At 59.1% G+C, this 26,020-nt stretch carries 23 protein-coding genes; 8 read left to right on the top strand and 15 right to left on the bottom strand.

Translation table 11 applies throughout. The features are described from left to right. Positions 1-475: 475 nt before the first annotated feature. From FHC51_RS16350 to sad, 11 genes are all read right to left on the bottom strand, one after another. Positions 476-1,777: an ATP-binding protein gene (locus FHC51_RS16350; RefSeq protein ID WP_220436061.1), complete on the bottom strand. Its 1,302-nt coding sequence runs from the start codon at positions 1,775-1,777 to the stop codon at positions 476-478. Continuing rightward, positions 1,774-2,514, bottom strand: a complete 741-nt coding sequence (locus FHC51_RS16345) for a response regulator (protein WP_220436060.1) — start codon at positions 2,512-2,514, stop codon at positions 1,774-1,776. The genes FHC51_RS16350 and FHC51_RS16345 overlap by 4 nt, the downstream gene beginning before the upstream one ends. Positions 2,515-2,562: 48 nt before the next feature. Further along, positions 2,563-3,558 carry an alpha/beta fold hydrolase gene (locus tag FHC51_RS16340; RefSeq protein WP_220436059.1) on the bottom strand — a complete coding sequence of 332 codons (996 nt, stop codon included), beginning with the start codon at positions 3,556-3,558 and terminating at the stop codon, positions 2,563-2,565. A gap of 151 nt (positions 3,559-3,709) precedes the next feature. Further along, positions 3,710-4,624, bottom strand: coding sequence for a bestrophin family protein (locus FHC51_RS16335; RefSeq protein WP_103824423.1), 915 nt, complete (start codon positions 4,622-4,624; stop codon positions 3,710-3,712). A 232-nt stretch (positions 4,625-4,856) separates the two neighbouring features. Beyond that, entirely contained in the window at positions 4,857-6,308 is a 1,452-nt protein-coding gene (locus FHC51_RS16330; RefSeq protein ID WP_220436058.1) for a tagaturonate reductase, read from the bottom strand. Positions 6,309-6,474: 166 nt separating this feature from the next. Further along, on the bottom strand, positions 6,475-7,440 hold the full coding sequence (locus tag FHC51_RS16325; protein ID WP_220436057.1) for a sensor domain-containing diguanylate cyclase: 966 nt from the start codon (positions 7,438-7,440) through the stop codon (positions 6,475-6,477). A 51-nt stretch (positions 7,441-7,491) separates the two neighbouring features. After that, positions 7,492-8,484, bottom strand: coding sequence for a sensor domain-containing diguanylate cyclase (locus FHC51_RS16320; RefSeq protein ID WP_255585070.1), 993 nt, complete (start codon positions 8,482-8,484; stop codon positions 7,492-7,494). 181 nt (positions 8,485-8,665) lie between these two features. Beyond that, a complete protein-coding gene (locus tag FHC51_RS16315; RefSeq protein ID WP_103824427.1) occupies positions 8,666-10,117 on the bottom strand; it encodes a GGDEF domain-containing protein in 1,452 nt (483 codons plus the stop codon). 162 nt (positions 10,118-10,279) lie between these two features. Then, positions 10,280-11,206 carry a glutaminase B gene (gene glsB, locus FHC51_RS16310; RefSeq protein ID WP_114387098.1) on the bottom strand — a complete coding sequence of 309 codons (927 nt, stop codon included), beginning with the start codon at positions 11,204-11,206 and terminating at the stop codon, positions 10,280-10,282. Positions 11,207-11,269: 63 nt separating this feature from the next. Continuing rightward, positions 11,270-12,847, bottom strand: coding sequence for a methyl-accepting chemotaxis protein (locus FHC51_RS16305; protein ID WP_220436056.1), 1,578 nt, complete (start codon positions 12,845-12,847; stop codon positions 11,270-11,272). 267 nt (positions 12,848-13,114) lie between these two features. Beyond that, the gene (sad, locus tag FHC51_RS16300) at positions 13,115-14,497 is read right to left on the bottom strand and encodes a succinate-semialdehyde dehydrogenase (RefSeq protein ID WP_220436055.1); all 1,383 of its coding nucleotides are present in this window, start codon (positions 14,495-14,497) and stop codon (positions 13,115-13,117) included. A gap of 99 nt (positions 14,498-14,596) precedes the next feature. Between sad and FHC51_RS16295 the strand changes: the two genes are divergently transcribed. Beyond that, positions 14,597-15,475, top strand: a complete 879-nt coding sequence (locus FHC51_RS16295; RefSeq protein ID WP_114315000.1) for a LysR family transcriptional regulator — start codon at positions 14,597-14,599, stop codon at positions 15,473-15,475. Here the strand turns inward: FHC51_RS16295 and FHC51_RS16290 are convergent. Then, positions 15,429-15,911 (bottom strand): GNAT family N-acetyltransferase, encoded by a 483-nt coding sequence (locus FHC51_RS16290; protein ID WP_220436054.1) that lies wholly within the window; start codon positions 15,909-15,911, stop codon positions 15,429-15,431. The two genes, FHC51_RS16295 and FHC51_RS16290, sit on opposite strands and share 47 nt — an antisense overlap. 150 nt (positions 15,912-16,061) lie before the next feature. On the opposite strand from FHC51_RS16290, the gene FHC51_RS16285 reads away from it, so the two are divergent. After that, positions 16,062-17,006, top strand: coding sequence for an L-lactate dehydrogenase (locus FHC51_RS16285; protein WP_220436053.1), 945 nt, complete (start codon positions 16,062-16,064; stop codon positions 17,004-17,006). A 4-nt stretch (positions 17,007-17,010) separates the two neighbouring features. Here the strand turns inward: FHC51_RS16285 and FHC51_RS16280 are convergent, their stop codons facing one another. From FHC51_RS16280 to FHC51_RS16270, 3 genes are read right to left on the bottom strand one after another with little or no spacing between them, the layout of a single operon-like run. Next, complete coding sequence (locus FHC51_RS16280; protein WP_103824434.1) at positions 17,011-17,772, bottom strand: DeoR/GlpR family DNA-binding transcription regulator; 762 nt, start codon at positions 17,770-17,772, stop codon at positions 17,011-17,013. 1 nt (position 17,773) lies between these two features. Beyond that, entirely contained in the window at positions 17,774-18,760 is a 987-nt protein-coding gene (locus FHC51_RS16275; protein ID WP_220436052.1) for a D-threonate 4-phosphate dehydrogenase, read from the bottom strand. Then, complete coding sequence (locus FHC51_RS16270; protein ID WP_220436051.1) at positions 18,753-19,973, bottom strand: four-carbon acid sugar kinase family protein; 1,221 nt, start codon at positions 19,971-19,973, stop codon at positions 18,753-18,755. The genes FHC51_RS16275 and FHC51_RS16270 overlap by 8 nt, the downstream gene beginning before the upstream one ends. A gap of 169 nt (positions 19,974-20,142) precedes the next feature. Between FHC51_RS16270 and FHC51_RS16265 the strand changes: the two genes are divergently transcribed. The 6 genes from FHC51_RS16265 to FHC51_RS16240 all read left to right on the top strand — a co-directional run bounded on the left by FHC51_RS16265 (position 20,143) and on the right by FHC51_RS16240 (position 25,997). After that, positions 20,143-21,288, top strand: coding sequence for an iron-containing alcohol dehydrogenase (locus tag FHC51_RS16265; RefSeq protein ID WP_220436050.1), 1,146 nt, complete (start codon positions 20,143-20,145; stop codon positions 21,286-21,288). Between the two features lie 17 nt (positions 21,289-21,305). After that, positions 21,306-22,190 carry a dihydrodipicolinate synthase family protein gene (locus tag FHC51_RS16260; RefSeq protein WP_220436049.1) on the top strand — a complete coding sequence of 295 codons (885 nt, stop codon included), beginning with the start codon at positions 21,306-21,308 and terminating at the stop codon, positions 22,188-22,190. A 77-nt stretch (positions 22,191-22,267) separates the two neighbouring features. After that, positions 22,268-23,680, top strand: coding sequence for a sodium:solute symporter family protein (locus tag FHC51_RS16255; protein WP_220436048.1), 1,413 nt, complete (start codon positions 22,268-22,270; stop codon positions 23,678-23,680). 1 nt (position 23,681) lies between these two features. Continuing rightward, complete coding sequence (locus tag FHC51_RS16250) at positions 23,682-24,851, top strand: exo-alpha-sialidase (RefSeq protein ID WP_220436047.1); 1,170 nt, start codon at positions 23,682-23,684, stop codon at positions 24,849-24,851. After that, entirely contained in the window at positions 24,848-25,318 is a 471-nt protein-coding gene (locus FHC51_RS16245) for a YhcH/YjgK/YiaL family protein (RefSeq protein WP_220436046.1), read from the top strand. Before FHC51_RS16250 ends, FHC51_RS16245 begins: the two co-directional genes overlap by 4 nt. Before the next feature lies 1 nt (position 25,319). Further along, positions 25,320-25,997, top strand: coding sequence for an SDR family NAD(P)-dependent oxidoreductase (locus FHC51_RS16240; protein ID WP_220436045.1), 678 nt, complete (start codon positions 25,320-25,322; stop codon positions 25,995-25,997). Positions 25,998-26,020: the final 23 nt, after the last annotated feature.

Genomic DNA, 26,020 nt, shown 5'->3' with positions numbered 1-26,020 from the left:
TGCGGTGTGTGGGGGAATGGGGGTTTTTGTCAGGGAGTGTACCTGGGCGGCAGGTGGATACATGGCGGTACAAATGGCGAGGAATTATGGGCACCGTGCGGTATTGCCGGGTGGCGGCGTTGCCTTACCCGGCCTACAAAATCAAAAAATCAGCGCTGAAGAAGTTTGATATAAAGAGAAAAATTACAGCGACTCCCTGGTCCGGCTGAAAATCGCCGAAGCGTTGACCGCAGGCCGGGGCGAGGCGCAGGGATGCGCCGAGAGGGGGCGACCTACAGGGATGTAGGATCGCCCCCGACCCGATAGCCGGAGGGAATAAGCTGAGGGCACCGCGAAGCGGCGATTTTCTTGCCGGGAGCCGGGATTGTTAAGGGGGCGGCGATAGCCCCCTTAACACGTTCACCGGTGACGTGGTTTACAGAGAAGCAACAAACTTATAGTGAACGGAACCCCCTCTGAAGCCACATGCCCTGCCTCACCCCACCGGCAACATGATCCGAGCCGATAACCCCCCTTCAACCCGGTTCACCAACTGCAACTCCCCATTCAACTGCCCCGTAAGCTGTAACGCTATCGCCAGCCCCAGCCCCGTCCCCCCGGTTTCCCGGTTACGGGAAGACTCCACCCGGTAAAACGGCTGCAACACCGCCGCCAGCTCATGCTCCGGAATACCCGGCCCGTTATCCTCCACGGCAATCTGCACCATGTTGCCATCTGTCGTCAGCGTCACCTCTGCCTTATCGCCAAACTTCAGGGCATTATCCAGCAGATTGGTGAGGATCCGGTGCAGCGCCTGCGGACGGGTTGCAAAAGGCACGTGCGTTCTCGCCGCCGAGAACTGCACGTTTTTGCCGGTATCGCTGTAGTCACAGACCAGCGTATCAATAAAGGTATAGAGATCGACATTACGAACCGGTTCAGGCGCCACGCCGGACGAGCGCGCGTAGTCTATCCCCTCGCGCACCAGGCGCGTCATGCTGTCCAGGTCCTGGGTGAGTTTGTCGCGCAGATCAGGCTGGTCGGCCATCTCCACGCGCAGCCGCATTCGGGTAATGGGCGTCTGGAGATCGTGGGAAATAGCAGCCAGAATCTGCGCCCTCTCCTTCAGCGACGCCTGGATCCGCGCCTGCATGGCATTAAAGGCGCGCGCCGCCTGACGTACCTCCAGCGGCCCCTGCTCGGTGAGCGTCAGCGGATTGGGGCTGGTGGGTTCGAGCGTGTCCACCGCCCGGGTAAAGTGGGTAAAGGGCCGCACCACCTGGCGCACCGCCAGCCAGGCGCAGATCACCACTAATAAAAGCTGGATCACAAAGACCACCGGCAGCCAGCGGGCAATCGGGGGCATGCGGGGGGTGAGATCCAGCGTCAGCGGCGAGCCGTCGCTTAGCGTCAGGTGGGCCTGAATGTGCGAAACCGGCCCCGGCACCGCCGTGAAGCGCAGCGGATAGTGGGTCGCGAGCGTCTCCGTCAGGGTCCGGACTGCATCCCGTGAACGGGCATCCGCCGGAGGCGCCCCCGGCTCACCGGGCCCCAACAGATACCGATAGTTGCCCCTCTCAAGACGCGGGAGCCACTGCGCCCGCTCATTTGCCGGCAGTCGATCCAGAATCGCCACGCTGGTGGAAACATCATCTTCCAGATTGCCGAGCATCACGTGCCGGGCGCTGCTCATGCGCTCGGCCAGCACCAGCGTCAGGCTCAGACCATTGGCGAGCAGCAACCCCAGCAGGACAATCAGCAGCAGGCGGTAATGGAGCGAGCGCGGCCAGAGCCTCATTCTTTGGCCTCAACAATGCTAACGGGCATCGAAAAGACATAGCCTTCACTACGTACTGTTTTTATATACAGTGGTGTGCGCGCATCCTCATTTAAGCGCTGGCGCACCCGGCTGACCAGGAGATCGATTGAACGTTCAAACAGCTCTGCATCCCGCCCCTGGGTGAAGTTAAGCAGCTGATCGCGGGTTAATACGCGCTGAGGATGATCGACAAATACCCGCAGCAGGCGGTACTCCGCCCCGCTCAACGCCACGATGGTGCCGGTAGCGTCCAGCAGATGACGGGCGCTGGTGTCGAGCTGCCAGTCGCCAAAGGCGATGATCCGCCCGGCTTCCGTCACCTGCAGATTGGGCGGCAGCGTGCGAAACCGGCGCAGTATCGCTTTGATCCGCGCCAGCAGCTCACGCGCCACAAAGGGTTTAACCACATAGTCGTCTGCTCCCATCTCGAGGCCCAGAATGCGATCCATATCGTCATGGCGCGCGGTCAGCATCAAAATCGGCAGATCCTTATGTTGACCACTGCGCAGCTGGCGACAGAGCGTGAGGCCATCGTCCCCCGGCATCATGATATCCAGCACCACCATATCCACGGCCTGCCTGTCGAGCACGGCGCGCATCTCCTTGCCGTTGGCCGCACCCGTGGCGCGATAGCCGGACTTCACCAGGTAATCGACGATCAGCTCGCGTATATCTCTGTCATCATCCACGACAAGAATGTGATCGGTTGTCTCCACCCTAAGCTCCTGTTTTTCAGCGATGGGCAAAAAAATAGCATAGCTGGCTTATAACTTGTCCGCATCCACCACCGCTTTGACGAAATCCTGCGGATCTTCCTGGGCCGGATTGTGGCCGATATTGCCGGTAAAGGTGCGATGCTGATACTTGCCGGTGAATTTTGCCGCATACGCCGCAGGCTCCGGATGCGGTGCGCCATTGTTATCACCTTCGATGGTGATGGTGGGCACGCTGATGGTCGGTGCGGCCGCCAGCTTCTGCTCATAGCTGTCGTAACGGCTTTCACCCCGCTCCAGCCCCAGACGCCAGCGATAGTTGCTGATGGTCACCGCCACGTGGTCCGGGTTATCGAGCGCTTTGGCGCTGACGTTAAAGGTCGCATCGCTGAATTTCCAGCCGGGGGATGCCAGAGTCCAGATCAGTTTCGCAAAGTCGTGGGTGTTGGCCGCATACCCCTTCTTACCGCGCTCGGTGGCGAAGTAGAACTGATACCACCACTGCAATTCGGCCTTCGGCGGCAACGGTTTCGCCCCCGCCTGCTGATTACCAATCAGATACCCGCTCACCGAAACCAGCGATTTCACGCGCTCAGGCCACAGCGCCGCCACAATATCCGCCGTTCTCGCGCCCCAGTCGTAACCGGCAAAGACCGCGCGTTTGATTTTCAGGGCGTCCATCAGGTTAATCACATCTTTCGCCATAGCCGCCGGTTGGCCATTACGTGGGGTGGTAGACGACAGGAAACGCGTGGTGCCAAAACCGCGGTTGTACGGCACAATCACTCTGTAGCCTTTTGCCGCCAGCGCGGGAGCCACCTGGGCATAGCTCTGAATATCATACGGCCAGCCGTGCAGCAGGATCACCGGTTCGCCGTTTTTCGGCCCGATATCGACATAGCCAATATTCAGATCGCCTGCGTCAATCTGGTGGATCTGCTTAAAGGCCGCGTGATAATCGCTGCCTGCCGCCTCGGCCTGACAGGCGGATACGGTGGCGAATGAGAGGGTTAAAGCCAGGGTTGAGTAAGCCAGTTTGTTCATCATGGTGATTTCTCCGGGTCAGGTATTCGACCCGCTTATCTCATCACCCTGATGTATGGCGAATGTGTGCAGATTTGGCCGTTTTGCAAGGCGGTGTATCGCGCTCGCGCGCAGATACACTGCGATACAAAAGTCGGCCTGATGACCCGGGAAATTACGTCAGCTGGTAATACTTGTCCGGCAGTTTGCGCGCCGGGATCTCCTGCTCGTCGTTCATCTGCAGCAAATCAATCTCCATCGCATTGCAGATGGCATCCAGCGGCAGGTCGTTATTCTCGACGCCGAACGGCTCTTCCAGCTCTTCCGCCAGGGTATCGAGCGAGATAAAGGTATAGGAAATCAATACCGAGACGAACGGCGTCATGTAATGCAGGTCGCTGACCAGCGCGAACGGCAGCATGATACAGAACAGGTAGACCGTACGGTGCAGGATCAGCGTGTAGGCAAACGGCACCGGGGTATTGGCGATCCGCTCGCAGCCCGCCAGCACGGTAGACATGTCATTCAGGCGAATATTCAGGCTGTGAAACAGGATATCCGACAGTTCACCATTGCGGCGTCTTACTGCCAGCCACTCCCCCATAATCAGCAGGATGCGGTTCGCCGGGGAGCTGGAGTCCATCGCCGCTCGCAGGTTCTCTGCTGACAGGTATTTTGAGAGCTGGCCAGCCTGGGGCTGTTTGCGCAGGGTCATGCGCAGACAGTGAGCAAAGGCGATCTGCAGGCGGACAAACTCCCCTAACGCCGGATCCTCCGGCAGCGTGTTTTTCACTTCCCGGAACAGGGAGCGCGAGGCAATCATCAACTGTCCCCACAGCTGTCGCGCCTCAACATAGCGGGCGTAACAGGCGTTGTTTCGAAAACCGAGGAAGATTGCGATGGCGACCCCAAGAATGCTGAACGGCGCGACCGTCAGCCGGATGCCCAGCGAGGTATACCAGGGCAACATCAGGATCACCACGATGGAGAGCAAAAAATTGAGGAACAGGCGGGAAAAGATTTTGGTCAGCACGGAACCGTGCCAGACAAAAATAAGACGCAACCAGTGCTGTTGGGGTCGAACGATCATAGTCAGCTTCATCGGGAAAAAAGAGCGGTGACTATTAAACGTGATCGTTATCACGGTTGCAAGTATGTTAAAAAATGCTGTCGTTTTGCTAAGCCTGATTAGACCGCACGGTGTTTCATTTCGGGAAAAGAAGAAGGGATTAAAGTATGTTGTAACTAAAACAAGTAACCTGTCAACGTAACCGATGCGGGTATTCCCCCTCTCCCGTCAGGAGAGAGGGAGACTCAATGGCTTAGCAGAGTGGTTTGACGGCGGCGCGCATGCCCTGATGCAGAATGGCATCCAGATCCTGCGCAACCTGTTCTACCAGCCCGCTCACCTGGGTCAGGTCCTGCTCCCAGTGCTCGCTGACGCTCAGCACCGCTGTCACCAGCTCACGCGTGCTGATCTGCTGGTCATGATGCTGCGTCCACAGCTGCTGGAAACGGGTTAACCAGTGCGCGTCATCCTGCGCCGGATAGCTTTCGCCGTTACGTTCCGCACGGTAGAAGGCGATCAGGGCCGCCAGCGCAAAGGTCAGGCGCGCCGGGAGTTTACCACTGGCCTGCTGCCCCGCCAGAAGCTGCGGCAGAATGCGGGTGCGGTACTTGGTCATGCCGTTCAGGGCTATCGACAGCAGTTGATGCTTGATATACGGATTGCGGAAACGGCCCGTTACCGCGCTGGCAAACGAGGCCAGCTCATCCCGCGGCAGATCCAGCACCGGAATAATCTCTTCATGAATCGCTTTTTCGACAAAGGCGCAGATTTCGGTGTCGTTCATCGCTTCACCCACGGTATCCAGCCCCGCCTGGAACGCCACCGGCACCAGCGCGGTATGTGCGCCGTTGAGGATCGCCACTTTGCGCTCTTTGTATGGCTTGATGTCATCAACAATCAGCACGTTCAGCGCCAGCTTATCGAGACGCAGCTCCTGCTCCAGCGATTTAGGCCCCTGGATCACAAACAGATAGAAATGTTCAGCGGTATCGAGGAAGGCATCGTGATAGCCCAGAGAGGCTTCAAGCTCTGCCACTTCATCGCGCGGATAGCCGGTGACGATACGGTCCACCAGGGTAGAACAGAAGGTGTTGGCATCGTTGAGCCACTGGATAAAGGCCGCAGGCAGCGCCCACTCCTGGGCATAGCGCAGCACCAGCTCACGCAGGGCATCACCGTTGTAGTCAATTAATTCGCACGGCACGATCACCCAACCTTTATCGGCGGCCCCGTTGAAATGGCTGAAACGCTCGAACAGCAGGCGGGTCAGTTTTGCCGGATAGCTGACCGCAGGCGCATCCTCAAACTTATCCCCGGCGTGATAGCTGATCCCCGCTTCCGTGGTGTTAGAGAAGACAAAGCGCATCTCCGGGTTATGCGCCAGCTTCAGGAATTCATCGTACTGATCGTAAACGCTGATCTCACGGTTCACCGAGCGGATAAGACGCGCGTCGCTGACCGCTTCGCCCTGCTCGTTCAGGCCGCGAATGATGGTGGTATACAGGCCGTCCTGAGTGCTCAGCGAAGGCGGAAAATCGCTTTTGATGGGGCGCACAATCGCAATACCGGCATTCAGGTCGGTATGCTCGTTAAGCAGATCGATCTGCCAGTCAATAAACGCGCGCAGGAAGTTGCCCTCACCAAACTGGATGATACGTTCAGGATAGAGAGCACCGGGGAAATCACGACGGTTTAGTGTGTTCACAATGGGGTCCTTGTAATGATTAGTCATACAGCCTGATAAGATTGGTACGATAACTTATCAAACTTTACGACCACGAACCCCTGTTTTGATCAATTCCGGTGTGAATTGTGACAGGATCTATATGAATTTGTAGACCAGAACGCCTGCGGGGTTTACTTCTCCCTTCTCAACATCCGGTACCTCGCTGCTGTTTCATGGAGTACATCATCTGGTCGGCAGTGGCCAGCCAGCTCTTGAGATCGTCGCGGTCGTGATCGAACTCGCGCACGCCCCAGGAAAAGGAGAGCGCCCACGGATATTCGGCATGCTCGTTCCAGTTCGCCGCCTGTTCGGTAAGAAACTGCATGGCGATCCATGCCCCCTTTTCGTCGCTGTTGGCAAACAGGATGGCAAACTCATCTCCGCCGTAGCGCGACAGCACGTCGGCTTCACGAAAAGTGGAGCTTAGCAGACCGGCCATCGCCTTCAGGGCGTTGTCGCCATCTGTGCGGCCATAGCGGGCGTTTATCTGCTTAAAACGATCGAGATCCAACCAGGCCAGGGTTAAAGGCTCAGCCCGACGGCGGGCAGCGCGAATGGCATAGGTCGCCAGATGATGAAAGCCCCGGCGGTTGTAGAGCCCGGTCAGCGGGTCAGTGATACTGGCGCTGGCGGCGGCAAACTCCGCTTCCACCAGTGCCGCCAGATCGGCCAGCGCCTCAATGTCAGAAGGCGAAAAAGGCCGTGGATAGTGATCGATAATACAGAGCGATCCCACCGCGGCCCCACCGGGCAGGCGCAGCGGATAACCCGCGTAAAAGCGGATAGGATCGTCGTCGGTGACCAGAGGGTTATCAGCAAAGCGGGTATCGTCCAGGGTATCGGGGATCACCAGCGGTGCATCGCTAAGGACGGTATGGCCGCAAAACGAGAGATTTCGCGGCAGGTTGGTCGGGTCGCCGCCATCGGTGGATTTAACGACCACAACGTGCTCGTCAACCAGGTTGATCATCGCCACCGGCACGCCAAACACGCGTCTTGCCAGCCGGGTGATGCGCGCGTAAGTCGGGTGATCTTCTGGTTCAAGCAGCCCGGATTCACGCAAGGCACTGAGACGCATTGCTTCATTGCTGGGTAGTGAGGGTGATTTCATACGGGCTCCGTACGTCAGGCTTTTTAAAAGCTTAGCGCATCCTGAGGCGGGTCAGTGGGCAAAAATGCGGTTTTTACCATCGCGTTTAGCCTGATACAGTGCGGCGTCGGCAGCCTGTAACCAGTCTGTAACATTTCCCATCTCCCGGGTGGCGCAGGCAATGCCAATACTCATTGTGCAATGGACTGCTTCTTCCGCGACGTCACCGATAACCGCTGCCGCATCCATAATGCGGGTAGCGACCACTCGCGCTTCGTCGAGGGTGGTATCGGGCAGCAGGATCACAAACTCGTCCCCACCCAGTCGCGCCGGGGTGTCGCTCTGACGGCTGGCGATATGCAAGATTTGTGACACTGTCACTAAAAGCATATCCCCTACCTTGTGCCCGTAGCGATCGTTGACCTCTTTAAAGTTATCGATATCGATAAACATTAGCGCCGAATCGTGGCAGGTTTGCTGCAGTTTATGCAGCTCATGATCGATACGCTCCTCCAGCAGACGCCGGTTGGCAATGTCCAGCAGCGGGTCCATCATCGCAATGCGCTCCAGCTCGCGCGATTTGAAGCGCAGCCGCATGGCGATACTGTTGGTGAGCACGCTCAGCGCCACGGTATAGATAGCAATCAACGGCAGCGTGGCATAGAGGGTGCGCTGCGACACCCACGGCACCAGCGCCATTCCCTGCGACAGCCAGCTCCCCATAAAGACCGCCACCATCACCGCCCCGGCCTTTTTCATCAACGGGAAGCCACCCGCCGCCAGCCGGTCGGCAAGTAAGATAGTGGCAATGGCGACGGAAGGCAGCGGATTGACCGCCATCATGGCGATCCAGAAGCCGCCTGCCCCGGCGTCTAAAACCAGGTTCTGATGTTCGGTAAGGAGCGGCGTCGAAGAACGCCGGGCGCGCCACCAGGCCAAAGTTGGCCAGACAAAGGCGTTGATGGCCAGCAATCCCATAAGCCAGACGGAACGTTGCTGTTCCAGCAGGACAGAGAGAATAGGAATAAAGCAGAGGAAGGTTCCAAGCATTCGCATCAGATACATGCGTTTGATAAATCGACTGCCAGGCACGCGAGGGGATTTACTGAGTCTGTCAGTTCCGTTCATCACACGATTTTTCCGATATAATCACCCTTTTATATTATTGACGTTGAATTTTTGTATCAAGGCATTTATCAGTTTCGTGAATATATGGTAAAGGGCGTCACCGCGCCCTGGCAAACGATTACAGCTGTTCCGAAGGCGCTACCGCCTGTTCGGTAGTTTTTATCTCTGTCATTCGGGCGCTGGTACGATTTCGACCTGCTTTTTTCGAACGATACAGATAATCATCCGCTTCAGTCATCAGACGATTAAACACTTCTGTGAGCTGTGACGGCTCCGACCTTCCGCTGCCCAGACCAATACTGACGGTTAAAAACAGCGTCTGCCCCCGCCAGTTAAAGGGATGTTGTTCAACCGTGGTACGAATACGTTCCGCCAGAGCATATGCCTGTCCGGCTGAAGCGGAGTTAACCACCACGGCAAACTCTTCGCCGCCCATTCGCGCCACCAGCCCTGCGTTACCTACCGTCTCCTGCACTTTGCGCGCAAAAGCGGCCAGAACGGTATCGCCACACTCGTGACCATAGTTGTCGTTGATGCTTTTGAAATAGTCGATATCCAGCAGCATGACGGTCAGCCGCGGGCTTTTGCGCTTCCCTTCAACATTTTTGAGCGCCTCATACAGCCCGGAGCGGGAGTAAACCTGAGTCAGATAGTCGTAATCGGCACGCAGGGAAACCTGGCGGATCAGAGAATTGATCGCCGCCATGCTGACCGAGACCATAACCGGGCAGATTGCCAGGGTGGCGATCCCCAAGCGGGCAGAGAACATCATCGGGGTGGTGAGCGGCGTGGTTGCCACGATGGTGATGATGGAGTTGCCAATCAAGGTGATCTCCACCGTCCCGGTGACAAAGGTCAACAGACAGGTTGCCGGCAGCGAATAGCGTACCGCGCACCAGATCAGCGCCGGTAGCGGAAACGCCAGCGCACCGGCCCCACCGATTGCGACCGAGGCCATCACCGAGATAACCAGTAACACCACCGGCATCAAATGACTGGCACGTATGGCCCGGTTGAACGTGGGCCAGGTCATGGTCAGCATACAGGGGACAATCAATACCCCGGTAGAAAACTGTTCGCTAAACCAGTCGGCGACCAGCGGCCAGAAGGCGCGACTGTCCACCCCGCCCGCCACCGCCGCTCCGAGCAGGGCGCTGAGCAGCGCAGCCAGCAGACAATAGTTAAACAGCCGCAGGGCATTCACCGGATCCGGGGTGCGGTTTTTCAGTTGCTTGTCGCGCTGGACCAACAGGGCTACGGTGACAATAAACACCATATTCGAGAGGTTAATGCCCAGCGAGGAGATGCCCCAGTCGGTGGTGATGGCGTCGTATACCAGCATGGCGATATAGGACATCACGTAATAGCGAGGCCGGTTCAGGTAAGCGTAGCGGGCAAACACCCCTGCCATCACGCCATTGAGCGGCCAGAACATCGACAGCGACTCCATCAGACGAAGCTGCGCGCCGATAAAATAGAACAGCGTGGTCAATACCACTATTCCCGCCGCGTTTCGGAACGGACTGTGCGGCTGAAAAAGTGTGAATGTTCTGGCGTGAGCAGAAGACATGCAATATCAATCCATAGGTTTGCTTTTAACATTGAATACACATCCACGCGGATGAATGTTAAAAGTTTGGGATTAATGTATATCACATTAAGGGGATAACTATCATCTTCCAGTTAGCAGTGCTTATCAATTGCGCCGTCAGCGTGACGGCACAGGCAGTGCTTAATAGACTGAACGCCCCAGCTGCTGAGTCAGGTGTTCCAGCGCTGTGACGCCCGCCAGGGAGTTCCCCGCGTCGTCCAGTTCAGGGCTCCAGACCGCAATCGCCATCTCATGAGGCACGATCGCCACTACCCCGCCACCTACCCCCGATTTGGCAGGCAGCCCCACCCGCCAGGCGAACTCACCGGCGTTCTGATACATCCCGCTTGTCGCCATCAACGCATTGACCTGCCGGGCCTGCATCGGCGTAACAACGGGCTCTGAGAGATGCGGGGCATAACCCTGAGCAGCCAGAAAAAGAAACGTTTTTGCCAGTTCGACACAGCTCATCTTCAGGGCGCAGTAGTGGAAGTAGTTTTGTAGCACTGTAGGCACGTCGTTATGGAAATTGCCGAACGATTTCATCAGCCAGGCGATCGCCGCATTGCGCGCCGAGTGTTCAAACTCCGAACGGGCAACGGCGGAATCGTAGCCGATATCGCTTACTCCGGAGAGCTGACGCACGATCTCCAGCATCCTCTGACGCGGTGCGCTCAGGCGGCTTTGCAGCATGTCGCACACCACCAGCGCTCCGGCGTTAATAAACGGATTACGCGGTTTGCCCTGTTCGATCTCCAGCTGCAACAGCGAATTGAACGGCTGACCAGAGGGATCTTTCCCTACCCGCTGCCAGATCTCATCCTCGTCATACTGACGCATCGCCGCCACCAGGCTCAGGACTTTCGAAATCGACTGAATGGAAAAACGCTCGGTGGCATCACCGGCCTGAAAGTGCTGCCCGTCCACCGTAGTGATGGCAATGCCGAGTTTGTTGCCATTGACCGAGGCCAGCGCCGGGATGTAATCGGCAACTTTACCCTTGCCCAACAGGGGGCGTACTTGCGCCAGAATGGCGTCCAGCATCTGATTATTGATGTTCGCAGCCATCGGTTGCTCCTTGCTCACAGGCCAAAAACGGCCTGCGAGTATAACAGAGGCTTATGGATGGCGTCAGGCAGGCAGTCGGAACCGCGAGACGGCCTGCAACAGCAGGCCCGATTCATCGTGCAGCCGTTGGGAGGCTTCGGAGGCGGTATTGACCAGCGCATCGGTCTGGCGAGCCACCTGGTTCAGCGCCTGAAGCTGGCTGGTCATACGGTGAATACTCTCGCCCTGGCTGAGGGTGGCAACGGAGATCTCATTCAGCAGACTGCAAAGATTACCCACCAGGCCAATCACCTGCTGGAGGTTATCCTCCAGCCGGGTGACGGCTTTTGAGCCATCCTCGATGCCCTGTAACGAGTGGTTGATCAATTGCTGGATGGTCTGGGTCGAGTGGCTGCTTTTACGCGCCAGCAGCCCCACCTCCCGCGCCACCACGGCGAATCCACGCCCCTGGTTGCCAGCGTGGGCCGCTTCAATGGCCGCGTTCAGCGCCAGAATGTTGGTCTGGAACGCCACATTATCGATGATTGCCACAATGCCGCGCATCTCCGAAGAGCGCTCCACGATGGCCGCCATCGAGGCATTGACCGTCTCCATCATCCGGTCTCCCCCTGCCGCCATCTCCCGCGCCTCGTCCGCCCGTGAGCTTGCCAGTTTTGCGTAGCCGCTGTTTCCCTCGACGTGGGTTTCCAGCGCGGCAATATGCGCGGTCACCTCTTTCAACTCCTGCGCCTGACGCGCAGACTGCTGATAGAGATCCTGATTGCCCTGCGCCAGCGAGCCAATATTGGTCACCATCGAGGTGGTCGCCTCGCTGACCTGGGTCACCAGCTGTTGCAGGCCCTGTTGCAGCGTCTCCACGCTACCGCCCAGTTGCGCAATCTCGCGGTTAAACCGGGTCACGGTGGGTAGCGGCGAAGAGAGATCCCCCGCCGCCAGCAAATTAATATGGGCGATAAGGCGACGCAGCGGGACGATCACCCAGCGGGACATGGCAAACCACACCGCAATTGCAATCCCCAGCAGAACAACCGGGGCCAGCAGGAACAGCGATTGCAGGTCGGACAGGCTGGCGGTCAGCCGCTGTCGCCCCTCCGTGGCGCGCTGGGCGCTCGCCTGCTGATAGCGGGCATAGTTGTCATTAAAATCGGCCTGAAATGCCTGAGCGGGTACAGCAAAGAAGGCATCGATCGACTGACCGTTGACCAGCCCGTCGGCCTGCTCACGGATAGCGTCGAAAAACAACTGGTAACTGTTGAGCAGTGCTTCATCCTGCGGCGGGTTCATTGCCTGCCACGCCTGCAAGGCCTGCTGAGAATCACGTAGCGCCTGTTGCGCCTCGTCCATCAGGCTGTGCCAGCTGCCGTCGGATCCGGTCTCTTTATCCTGCATAAAATAAACCCCCGCGCGGTTAAGCAGATCGCTTGCCGCCAGCAACGAGATGCGGGCCTGATCGACCTTTGCCTGTTGCAGCCAGGCCATCTGGTTACGCTGTTCGTTGCGCTGGGCATCGCGCAGGGAGACGGAAAGTAAAACCGATGAAGAGATTTGCAACGCGGAAAAGAGGCCGATGATACAGAAGATCCCCGCCAGCAAACCAAACTGCCGGGGAGTAATGCGGCGAAAAATTTGCATTAAGTTCATGATTTCTTCATTAACAATGACTTAGACGTGGGCGAGTCTACGCAGTGAAAATGACAGAACTATTTCAGAATGATGACAGACGCCCGGCGGCGCTTTGCTTGCGCGGGCCTACAGGTTCTGTAGGCCGGGTAAGCGCAGCGCCGCCCGGCAAGAATACAGGTACAACGTCAAACCTGGTAACGCCCGGCGGCGCTTTGCTTGCGCGGGCCTACGGGTTCTGTAGGCCGGGTAAGCGCAGCGCCACCCGGCGGAACAATGGGCTCAAAATCAAACCCGGTCTTTCCACACCGTCTGCACATTACAGAACTCATGCAGGCCAAAGTGTGATAACTCCCGGCCAAAGCCGCTCTTCTTCACCCCACCGAACGCCACGCGGGCGTCGCTGGCGCTGTAGCCGTTGATAAACACCCCGCCGCATTCAAGCTGGCGGGCAAAGCGGTCGGCCAGCTCTGCATTGGCGGTAAAGACCGTCGCCGAAAGCCCAAAATCGCTGTCGTTAGCCAGGGCAAGCGCGTGTTCGGCATCGGTTGCTACGCTAATCGCCGCTACCGGACCAAACAACTCCTGACGAAACGCGGTCATCGTTGGAGTCACATTCCCCAGCACGGTCGGCGCATAGTAGTTCCCTGCCCCGGCAATCTTCTCGCCTCCCAGCAACAGGGTCGCCCCTTCGGCCAGCGTAGCCTGAACCTGCTGATGCAGCTCGTCGCGCAGATCGAAACGCGCCATCGGGCCGAGGTAGTTCTCTTCGTTATCAGGCGCGCCCATCTTCAGCGCCGCGGTGGCCTCGACAAAGCGACGGCTGAACGCATCGGCAACACCCGCCTCGACGATAAAGCGCTTGGCTGCCGCACAGACCTGCCCGGTGTTCTGATAGCGACCGGTCACCGCTGCTTTCACCGCCAGATCCAGGTCGGCATCGTTCAGGACAATAAAGGGATCGGAACCGCCCAATTCAAGGACGCATTTTTTCAGCGCGGCCCCGGCTTGGGCGCCAATGGCGGCCCCGGCACGCAGGCTGCCGGTGACGGTGACCGCCGCAATGCGCGGATCGGCAATCATCTGGCTCACCCCGTCGTTAGTGGCGTTCAGCTGACCAAACACCCCCTGCGGGAATCCGGCGTCGGTAAAGATTGCTTCAATCAGGTTCGCGGCGCCCAGCACGTTCGGGGCATGTTTCAGCAGATAGCTGTTGCCCGCCAGGATAATCGGCACCGCACCGCGCAGCACCTGCCAGAGCGGGAAGTTCCACGGCATCACCGCCAGCACCGGCCCCAGCGGGCGATACTCAATCACCGCGTCCGCCACCTGGGTTGCCTCGGTATTAAGCATCGCTGGGCCATGTTCAGCATACCAGTCGCAGAGCCCGGCGGATTTCGCCACCTCCCCGCGCGCCTGGGCGATGGGTTTACCCATTTCGCGCATGATCATCTGCGCCATCTCTTCGCCACGGTTGCGCAGCGCGGCGCCCAGATCGCGTAGCTTTTGCGCACGCGCCGCCACCGGCACGCTGCGCCACTGGCGAAAAGCGGTATCGGTCTGTGCAAGGGCTTGTTCAACCTCGGTAGCGGTCGCCCACGGCCAGACGGCCAGGGTTTCGCCGTTTGCCGGGTTAATGGACAGGGCATGGGTAGCAGAAGGTGTCGTCATGATCGGCTCCGTGTATTAACAGTTGCTACAGTGTGGCGCGATCTGCTATTTCTTAAAAATGAATAATAATAACCACCTTATTCACGAAACGAGAACGATATGGATCTGACCCAGCTGGAGATGTTTAACGCCGTCGCCCAGACCGGCAGCATTACCCAGGCCGCGCAGAAAGTGCATCGCGTGCCCTCAAACCTGACCACCCGCATTAAACAGCTGGAGGCCGATCTTGGCGTGGCGCTGTTCATCCGCGAGAACCAGCGGCTGCGCCTCTCACCCGCTGGGCATAATTTTTTACGCTATAGCCGACAGATCCTCGCCCTGGTGGATGAGGCGCGGATGGTGGTGGCCGGTGATGAACCCCAGGGGCTGTTTACCCTCGGGTCGCTGGAGAGCACCGCGGCGGTACGTATCCCGGCCTCGCTGGCGCAGTTTAACCAGCGCTACCCGCGCATTCAGTTTGCGCTGGCGACGGGCCCTTCGGGGACGATGATTGACGGGGTACTGGAAGGGACGCTGAGCGCGGCCTTTGTGGACGGGCCATTAAACCACCCGGAACTGGAGGGCATGCCGGTCTACCGGGAGGAGATGATGCTGGTGGTGCCTGCCGGTCATCCAAAGGTTGCGCGGGCCGCCGACATCAGCGGGCACGATATCTACGCCTTTCGCGCCAACTGCTCCTACCGCCGCCATTTCGAGAGCTGGTTTCATGCGGATCGCGCCACGCCAGGGCGCATCCACGAAATGGAGTCCTATCACGGGATGCTGGCCTGCGTCATTGCCGGGGCGGGCATTGCGCTGATGCCCCGTTCAATGCTGGAAAGTATGCCCGGACATCACCAGGTGGCCGCCTGGCCGCTGGCGGAAAACTGGCGCTGGCTCACCACCTGGCTGGTATGGCGCCGGGGCGCGATGACCCGGCAACTGGAGGCGTTTATAGCACTGCTAAACGAAGGTCAGCCACCAGCATCTTCTCCATAAACAGGCTCAGGGGATCGGGGGCATAGGGAGGAAACGCCTCGCACCGCTGGTAGCCACAGCGTTCATAGAGCCGGATGGCCGGAAGCTGCTTGATTCCCGTCTCCAGCCGCAGGGTGTGGCAGCTCCGGCTTTGCGCTTCATCTTCCAGCGCCGCCAGCAGCTTTTCACCCAACTGCTGTCCGCGATGGGTCGGATCGATATAGACCCGCTTCATCTCGCCGCTTCCGTCGCCGTTCAGCACGATGGCCCCGCAGCCGACGGCGTTAAGCTGGCGATCGCGGATCACCATCATTATCAGGGCGTGATCGGGCAACCCGGTCAGATCCAGCAGATGATTGCTCTCTGCCGGATAGAGCGCGCTCTGGTAACGGTCCAGGGCGGCAATCAGGGTGGTGATATCCGGATGGGCGGGCGATTCAGAGGTGATGGAATACATGGCAGGCTCCTTTTGTCGTTTTTCTCCACCATAACGCTGGCCGACAAACGCAACGGCATATTTTTAACTTATAGCTGCGCCTGACCATTGCGCCTCCCGCGACTGCGGCGTAAGTTTGGGCACAGTCACGGTTAACATCTCAGGAAAACAATGAACACCAAAGCCCGTAAAGTGATGATTATCGGGGCCGGAAACGTCGGCACCTCCGCTGCCTACGCCCTGCTGAACCAGAATATCTGCGAAGAGCTACTGCTGGTGGATATCAACCAGCCGCGCAGTGAAGGCCACGCCTGGGACCTGGCGGATGCTGCCGCCTATATGCCAGGCATGATGAGCATCTCCACCCGCGAGGCGAGCGACTGTGCCGATGTGGATATCGCGGTGATCACCGTCTCCGGCGGCGCCCTCGAACCGGGCCAGACGCGGCTGGATGAGCTGAACGCCACGGCCAGCATTGTGAAGAATATTGTTCCGCAGATGATGGCGGGCGGCTTTAACGGCATCTTTCTGATTGCCACCAACCCGTGCGACATCATCACCTGGCAGGTGTGGCAGCTCTCCGGCCTGCCGCGTAATCAGGTGATCGGCACGGGCGTCTGGCTGGATACCACCCGTCTGCGGCGGACCCTGGCGCAGGCGCTCGATATCGGCGCCCAGAGCATCGACGCCTTTATCCTGGGCGAGCATGGCGATACGCAGTTCCCGGTCTGGTCCCATTCGTCGGTATATGGCTCACCCATTGCCGAGGTGTATCAACGCCATACCGGCCAGACGCTGGATTTTGACGAGCTGGCCGAACGCGTGCGCAAACAGGGCTTTGAGATCTACGCCCGCAAGGGCTGCACGGAGTACGGCATCGCCGCCACCATCGCTGAAATCTGCCGCAATATCTTCACCGGCAGCCACCGGGCGCTGGCGATCTCCTGCATTCTGGAGGGTGAGTATGGCGTTGACGGGGTAGCGATTGGCGTGCCGGCGGTGCTGGCCCAGAGCGGGGTCCAGCAGATCATTGAATTAAAACTGGCGGAAGAGGAGCAGCAGAAGTTCCGCCATTCGGTAGAGGTGATTAAGGCCAATATCGCCCGCCTGCCCTGAGGGGTTACGGCGCTAAGGTCAGGGTGGCATCCAGCTGGCTTAAGGTCTGCTGCACATTCTCATCCAGACGTTTATCGGTGACGATATCGGTCAGGGAGTTGAGGTGCGCCACGTTAAACAGCGACCAGGCGCCATATTTCGTGCTGTCGGCGAGCAATACGCGGCGTCGGGCGTTGGCAATCAGATCGCGCTTCAGGGCCGCTTTCTCTTCCGTCGGCGAGGTAATGCCGCGCTCCAGATCCCAGCCGTTACAGCTGACAAAGGCGATATCCGGCCAGACGTTCTGCAGCAGGCGGCGACCGTGCTCGCCAATGCAGGACTGGCTGGAATCGTCGATGCGCCCGCCAATGATCGTCACCTCAATCTGCTTAAACTCTGACAGAAACAGGGCGATATGCAGATCGCTGGTAATAACCCGCAGCGGCAGATGGGTGAGCTGGCGCGCGAGTTCAATCATGGTGGTGCCCGCATCGAGCACCACCGCGTCACCGGCTTTAACAAAACTGGCGGCGGCGCAGGCGATGGCGTGTTTCTCCGCCAGGCTGCGCTGCATCTTTTCACTGGTGGTGGGCTGGGAAGGGATAAACCGGTTCAGGGTCACGCCACCGTGGGTGCGGCTGATGACCCCCTCCTGATCGAGCTTAATCAGATCCCGGCGGATGGTCGCAGGCGAGGCATCCGTTGCCGCCACCAGCTGATCCACTGTCACCAGATTGTGCCCTTTCAGGTAGTCCATTATCTGTTCTAACCGGCTATATCCCTTCATATTATTCCCGTGTGATTTGCATCGCTAACTGGATAGAAACCGTCATGCTCTCAGACTTCGCTTTACCTGTCCACGCAATGTCAAATGCGGTGCCGTGGTCAGCTGAAGTACGGATAAACGGCAGCCCGGCGGTGATGTTCACCCCGTCATAAAAACCGAGTAATTTTAACGGAATATGGCCCTGGTCGTGATACATCGCCACCACTATGTCGTACATGCCTTCGTGGCACTGCATAAATACCGTATCCGGCGGACACGGCCCGAACACATTCAGCCCCTTGGCCTTCATCGCCTCAACGGCCGGGCCGACAATCTTGATCTCTTCATCACCAAACAGACCGTTCTCCCCGGCGTGCGGGTTAACCCCGGCCACCGCAATACGAGGATTGGTGTAGCCCACCCGCTTGAGGAAGGTATCGGCAATGCCAATCACGGTTTTTACCCGATCCTGGTTGAGGGTATCAAGGAATTTGCGCAACGCGATGTGGGTGGTGATGTGGATCACCTTCAGCTGATCGGTATAGAGCACCATCGCGTAATCCTTGCTGTCGGTCAGGTGCGCCAGCAGTTCGGTATGGCCGGGATAGTGATGGCCCGCCAGATGCAGCGCCTCTTTGTTCAGCGGCGCGGTGGCAATGGCTTTCACCTCGCCCGCCATCGCCAGCTCGGTGGCACGACGCACGCAGCGGTAGGCCAGGTCACCGGCCTGAGCCTGCACCACGCCGGGCTGTAAGCTGTCGGGCTCCGCCAGCGGTTCGTCCAGCACGTTAATGATGGCCGGGCCGAACTGTGCGTCGCTGACGCGAGTGATCACGCGTAACTCCGCCGGCGCGGTGATACCTTTTTCCAGCACCCGTTGCAGGGTACGGGCGCAACCCACCACCACGACAGGCGCGCCGGAGAGCTCCCCCTCGGTCAGGGATTTGATAATGATTTCCGGGCCAATGCCCGCCGGGTCACCCATCGTTACAGCAATGATATTAGTCACTCATCTTCTCCTCGATAAAATGCAAAACCTCAAGCAGCGTGGTTTCAGTACCAAAACCGCCCGCTTTGGTCATGACTGGCCCCTGCCAGCGACAACCCAAAAATCGACCAAACGGCACGCACTGCGCCACTTGTCCGCGAATGGCAAAACCTTGTGCGTCGAGCGCGCTGGCAACCGCCATCGCCACGTCTCCTCCGGAGACATAGAGCGCCGCCGGGTGGCTGATCTCCAGCGCGTTACGCGTCAGCGCACCCAGAAAGGCGCTGATAGTCTCTCCCAGCGCCGCGCGGTTTAACCCGTGCTGCTGGCAGAGCGTCTCTATCTGATGCCGTGCCTGGGTGTCAGCGCAGGTATGCACCACGCAGTGCTGGCCTGCCGCAAGCGCCTGGGCGATCTGCTGCTGGTATCCCGCCATCGTCCCGTTAAACACATCATTGATATCAATTAATACCGTGCTGACATTGTGCTGGTCGCGCACGCGCTGGATCTGCTTTTGCGCAATTTCGCTCATCGAACCGATAACCGCCAGCAGCTGGCGCGGCGTGGCAAGACGGCGCGCCAGGGCATCGCACAGCCCGGCGGAGCCCACCAGCAGCGGCTTTTCATCGCAGGCAAACGCCGTGTTGATAATCTGGTCCAGCTCCGCGTCGGTCTGCGCATCCACAATCACCAGACGCGCATCGCTCGCGAGCGCTGTGGCAAGTTCCGCCGGCGTGACCACCCTGCTTTTAAGCCGGGTTTGCTCCGCCAGCACCTTCGCTACATGCGCGTGGCGTACCGGGGTTTTCGGGTCGCTGGCAAACTCGGTCTCCGTCACCGGCACGCCGTTCACCAGGCAGACGCCCTCTTCGGTGGTGCGCCCAGCGGCCGGAAATGCCGGGGCGATAATCGCCTGGCACTTACCGCTGAGCCTCAGCAGCGCCTCTACTTCAGCGCCCGGGTTGCCGCGAAGCGTTGAGTCAATTTTCTTAATCAGCCATTTGGCCGCGTGAACGTCGGTCGCATACTGCGTCAGTTTTTCAGCCGCCTCTGATGCCTTCATCGCCCGGCTATCGCTATTAATAACCAGCGCATCGGTGTCGTCGGTAAAAGGCGTCTGAAACGCCACGCTGACTTTTTTGCCGCTTAGCGCCAGGCTCACCCCCGCGTCGTTAGCGCCGGTAAAGTCGTCGGCGATCACCACGATCTCTCTGTTCAGGTTGTTCACGTTCATCCCCAAAGGTTCGTCGTTCCTGTTAATGATTATATTCAATCATGATTGATTATATGTGAGCAAGATCAAGTTATTCGGTTTGCGAATAAATTATAAATTTAGAGACACGATGACTGTGATTGCCTGTTTTGAGCGAAATCAATCACAGACACAGCAACAGGAGAGCAATGTGTTAACCATTAACAGTACGATAATCAGCGGTGCGGGTGCGATCCCGGCCCTCGCGCCACTGCTAGCAGGCAAGTCGCGCCTTTTACTGGTCACCGACGGTAATATTGCCCGTCTGGAGGCCGCCCGCGCTATCCGCGCCCTGCTGGAAGCCGATAACCGCAGCGTCAGCGTGATTGAGCGCGTGCCGCCAGAGCCCACGCATCACGACGTTCACGCTCTGCTGGCTGACATCAACGATACCGCTTTTGATCTGGTGGTGGGCGTAGGCGGCGGCAGCGTACTGGATGTAGCGAAACTGCTCTCCGTGCTGTGCCATCCGGCCTCGCCGGGGCTGGACGCCCTGCTGGCAGGTGAAAAGCCCACCCAGCGCCTTGCTTCATTATTGATTCCCGCCAGCGCCGGTACTGGCTCCGAAGCCACGCCGAACGCGATCCTCGCCATACCCGAGCAGAGCACCAAAATCGGCATTATCTCCCCGGTACTGCTGCCCGATTACGTGGCGCTGCTGCCGGAACTGACCACCAGCATGCCGCCGCACATCGCCTCGTCGACCGGGATCGACGCCCTGTGCCCCCTGATCGAGTGCTTTACCGCCACCGTCGCGAATCCGGTGAGCGATAACGCAGCGCTGATTGGTCTGCGCAAGCTGGTCAATAACATTGAAACCGCCTGCGCCGAGCCGCACAACCTGGCGGCGAAGCTCGAAATGCTGTGGGCGTCCTACTACGGCGGCGTAGCCATCGCCCATGCCGGAACCCATCTGGTGCATGCCCTTTCCTATCCGCTGGGCGGCAAATATCACCTGCCGCATGGGGTGGCGAACGCCATCCTGTTAGCGCCCTGCATGCGCGTGGTGCGCCCGGACGCGGTGGAAAAATTTGCCCAAGTGTGGGATCTGGTGCCGGGTGCCGATACCTCCCTGTCGATGGAAGCGAAATCCCACGCGCTGGTGGAGTGGTTTGCCGCCCTGGTGCGCCGCCTGAACTTACCGGACAACCTCGAGACGCTGGGCGTCCCGCGGGATGATATCGCTTCCCTGAGCGATGCCGCCCTGAACGTAAAACGCCTGATGAATAACGCCCCGCGTCAGGTCAGCCATGCCGAGGTACAGGGTATTTACCAGACCCTGTTCCCCGAACGTTAATATCGAAGGAGTGAATAATGCGTAACAAGATTGAAGGCGTGCTGACGGCGATCGTCACCCCCTTTACGGACGACGGCGCCCTGCATCTGCCGGGGCTGAAACGCCAGATCCAGCGTCAGCTGGCGGCGGGTAACGGCATTTTCTGCGGCGGCACCAACGGGGAGTTTTTCGTGCTGACCGAAGAGGAAAAAGTGGCCGTCACTCGCGCCTGCGTGGAAGAGGTCGCCGGGCGTGCGCCGGTGGTGGCGCATATCGGGGAAATCTCCACCCGCGCCACTATTCGTCTCGGCAAGCAGATCGAAACCCTCGGCGTGGATGCCGTCTCGGTAATCACCCCATGGTTTGTTCCCATGAACCAGGCGGAACTGATTACCCACTACACCGCCATCGCCGATGCCCTGACGGTGCCGGTATTTCTCTACAACATTCCGGCGCGCACCGGCAATACCATCGAGCCGCAGACCGCGCGGGTGCTGGCTTCGCACCCGAACATCATCGGCATTAAGGACAGCGCAGGCAGCTACGAGAGCCTGAGCGGGTTCCTGAAAGCCGTAGCGGATATCGACGGTTTTGACGTGCTCAACGGCCCCGATTCGCTCATCCATCAGGGCTTTGTTGAGGGCTGTTCGGCCTGTATTTCCGGGCTGGCGAACGTGGCGCCGGAGGCGATCAACGCCATCTGGACGCGTTTCCATGCGGGCGATGTTGAGGGCTCGCGTCGGGCGCAGGATGGCGTGACTGAACTGCGCACGAATCTGTATAAAGTGGCCTTCTCTCCGGCGGCGGTAAAAAAAGCGCTGCAGGTGATGAGCGAAGAGGTGGGTGAAAGCCGCTACGCGGTGGCTTTCGATGCGCAACAGACTGAACAGATCCGCCAGATAGTGACGAAGTCACTGCAGTAACCGGCGTTTGATTTCGTCCATAAGAATACCGGGCACCGGGTGTGCCCAGGTTTCCTACGCCCTGAAGAGAGGCAAAGATGAACAATTTTACCGCTGAAGATACCCTGATCATCGTAGGCATCGTGATTGTCTACATCCTGTTTACCACCTGGCTGACCTTCCGGTTACGCAGTAAAAACACCGGTGATTTTATGGAAGGCTCCCGGGCGATGCCGGCCTTTATCGTCGGGATCCTGCTGATGTCTGAATATATCGGCGCTAAGTCCACCATCGGGACCGCCCAGGCAGCGTTCGAGGATGGTTTTGCCGCCTCCTGGTCGGTGATTGGCGCAGCCATCGGCTTCCCGCTGTTTGGCCTGCTGCTGGTGAAACGTATCTATAACACCGGCAAAATCACCATCTCCGGGGCGATTGCCGAGAAGTACGGCAACAGCACCAAAAACATCATCTCCATCATCATGATCTACGCCCTGCTGCTGGTAAACGTCGGCAACTATGTCTCCGGCGCGGCGGCGATCTCCACCGTGTTGAAGGTCAACCTGCCGGTGGCCGCCTTTATTACCGCGGTTGTCAGTACCTTCTACTTCGCCTTTGGCGGCATGAAGGGGGTGGCGTGGGTGACGCTGCTGCACAGCGCCCTGAAATATTTCGGCATCCTGATCATCATGGGCTTCGCGCTCTCTAAAACCGGCGGCTTTACGCCTATGATTGAGCAGATGCCGAGCTACTACTGGACCTGGGACGGCAACATCGGCGCCAGCACCATCGTCGCCTGGCTGATCGGCACCATCGGCTCCATCTTCTGTACCCAGTTCGTTATCCAGGCCATCTCGTCCACCAAGGATGTGAAATCAGCGAAACGCTCCACCTGGGTCGCCTTCTTCTTCTGCCTGCCGATTGCGCTGGCGATTGCGGTGATTGGCGTGGCGGCGAAGTATCTGCACCCGGAGATCGACAGCCTCTACGCCATGCCTATCTTCCTGCAGGACATGAATCCATGGCTGGCCGGCCTGGTGACAACGTCACTTGTGGCGTCGATTTTTGTCAGCGTGAGTACCGTGGCACTGGCTATCGCTTCGCTGGTGGTGAAAGATTTCTACGTGCCATACCGCAACCCCACCCCGGAGCAGGAGTTTAAAGCGACCCGCTGGCTGTCGCTGCTGATTGGCTTCCTGCCGCTGATCTTCGTCCTGCTGGTACCGGAAGTGCTGAAGCTGTCGTTCTTCACCCGCGCCATTCGTCTGTCGATTTCGGTGGTGGCGGTGATCGCCTTCTACGCCCCGTTCTTCAAAAGCACCCGCGGTGCCAACGCTGGCCTGATTGGTGCCTGTGTGATGACCTCGCTGTGGTATCTGCTGGGCGACCCGTTTGGTATTAACAATATGTACATTGCGCTGATCACCCCGGCGGTGATTATGGTTCTCGACCGCATCATCCCGAATAAAGCGGATCGCAAAGCGCATGCCCCTGTTCAACATAATGGAGTCTGATATGTCTGTAACCGTAACCCGTGACGGGATTGTTCGCCCGCAGCCAGAGGATGCCCGCGTGGAAACGGCGATGCTGCCCTCTTCCTGCCCGCAGAACCACGCCGCGAACCTGCTGCCGCTGCCGGATGGCACCCTGATGTGCGTCTGGTTCGGCGGCACCCAGGAAGGGATCGCTGATATTTCGGTGTGGGGGTCGCGCCTGGCCCCCGGCAGCAATCAGTGGAGCGCGGCGGTGAAGCTCTCCGACGACGCCAGCCGCTCGGAGCAGAACCCGGTCCTGTTCCTTGCCCCTGACAACGTGCTGTGGCTGCTGTGGACCGCGCAGATCTCCGGCAACCAGGATACCGCCATCGTGCGCTACCGCAAGTCTGAGGATCTGGGCCAGAGCTGGGGGGAGATCGCCACCCTGCTCGATAAGCCCGGCACCTTTATTCGCCAGCCCATCGTGGTGCTGGAGAACGGCAACTGGCTGCTGCCTGTCTTCTACTGCCGCACTAAGCCGGGCGAAAAATGGGTAGGTAACGACGACATCAGCGCGGTAAAAATCTCGGAAGATCAGGGGAAAAGCTGGCGCGATGTCGAGGTGCCGGAGAGCCTGGGCTGCGTGCATATGAACATTACGGCGCTGAAAAACGGCAATCTGGTGGCGCTCTACCGCAGCCGCTGGGCGGATAATATCTACATCAGCCAGTCGCTGGACAACGGCGAAAGCTGGTCGGTGCCGGAGCCGACTGAATTGCCGAACAACAACTCATCGATTCAGGTCACCACCCTTGCGAGCGGCGAGCTGGCGCTGGTGTTTAACCACATGAGCGCGGCGGGGGCGCTGGAGCGTCGCGCCTCGCTGTATGACGAGATCGACGACGGCGACGGGCGTAAAGAGCCGGAAGTGACCGATGGCCGCGCCGCGTTCTGGGGCGCACCGCGCGCGCCGATGACGGTGGCGATATCCAACGACGGCGGGAAAAGCTGGCCCTGGCAGCGCAATCTCGATGAAGGCGACGGCTACTGCATGACCAACAACTCGCTGGAGAAGCTCAACCGTGAGTTTTCCTATCCCAGCATCAAGCAGAGCTCCGACGGCACGCTGCATATCGCCTACACGTATTTCCGTCAGGCGATCAAATACGTACGCGTATCCCCGGAATGGGTGAAGGAGTCGCAACAGTGATTATCGGTCACCTTAACGCCCTGCCGCTGGCAGGGCTGCCCTGCGCTCTCCGTGAGATCCTCCATCGCCCGGAGTGCACTCTGGCGGCGCTAACTGCCCGGGATGACGGACGCTGGCAGCCGGAAGGCTGTACATGGTTCTGCCATATCGGCCCGGCGCAGACTCAGCCGCAGGCCGAGCGCCATACTGAATATCACCATCAGTGGGCCGATATTCAGGTGGTGCTGGCGGGTGAAGAGATCATTAACGCCGGCACGCAGTCGCTGGCCAAGGTGGGCGACGAAGAGCGCAAGCCGGATCTCTTTATCGCTCCCGGCGCGGTTCATCCGGTGAGCATCACCCTGCGCGCCGGCGATTTCGCGGTATTTCTGCCCGGAGAACCCCATCAGGCGCTGTGTGCCGTGGATGAACCCATGACCGTGCGCAAGGCGGTGTTTAAAGTGCCGCGCGCGCTGCTGGAGGGGTGATATGCGTTCAGCCATCGTCACGGGGGCCAGCTCCGGCATCGGCGAAGCGATCGTTAACCGCCTGCTGGCCGAGGGCTGGCAGGTAACGGGCATCAGCCGTCGCGGGGTGGATAACGCCCATCCGTACTTCACCAGCCTGAGCGTCGATTTAAGTGACACTGTCACGATTTCTGGCGCGCTCAACGCCCTTCCGGTGCCACAGGCGATTATTCACGCCGCTGGGATGATGGCTGCCGCCCAGCTCGGTGAGCTGGATCCGGCAGTCAGCGCCCGCCTGTGGGGGCTGCATATTCACGCCGCCGAGATCCTGTTCAACCACTTTGCCCCACGGATGAGCGCCGGTGGACGGCTGGTGGCTATCGGCAGCCGAACCTCTCGCGGTGCCGCGGGCCGGTCGCAGTATGTCGCCACCAAAGCGGCACTGGTAGGCATGGTGCGCAGCTGGGCGGCAGAGCTGGCGCCGCGGGGGATCACCGCCAACGTGGTTGCGCCGGGAGCAACCCAGACGCCGATGCTGAGCGCGCCGGGGCGGGAAACGTCACCGCCAAAAATGCCGCCGATGGGGAGGCTCATCGCCCCGGAAGAGGTAGCGGCAATGGTGAGCTATCTGCTGAGCGCCGAGGCTGCGCCCGTCACCGGGCAGGAACTGGTACTGTGCGGGGGGGCGTCGTTGGGGTAGATTGTGCGGCCTTAAGCCGGGTG

Origin of the sequence: Leclercia sp. EC_58, from assembly GCF_019584355.1 — a bacterium.
Classification (GTDB): Bacteria; Pseudomonadota; Gammaproteobacteria; order Enterobacterales; family Enterobacteriaceae; genus Enterobacter.
Note: the sequence above shows the minus strand (reverse complement) of the source record. Positions and strands in the feature narration are given on the sequence as shown.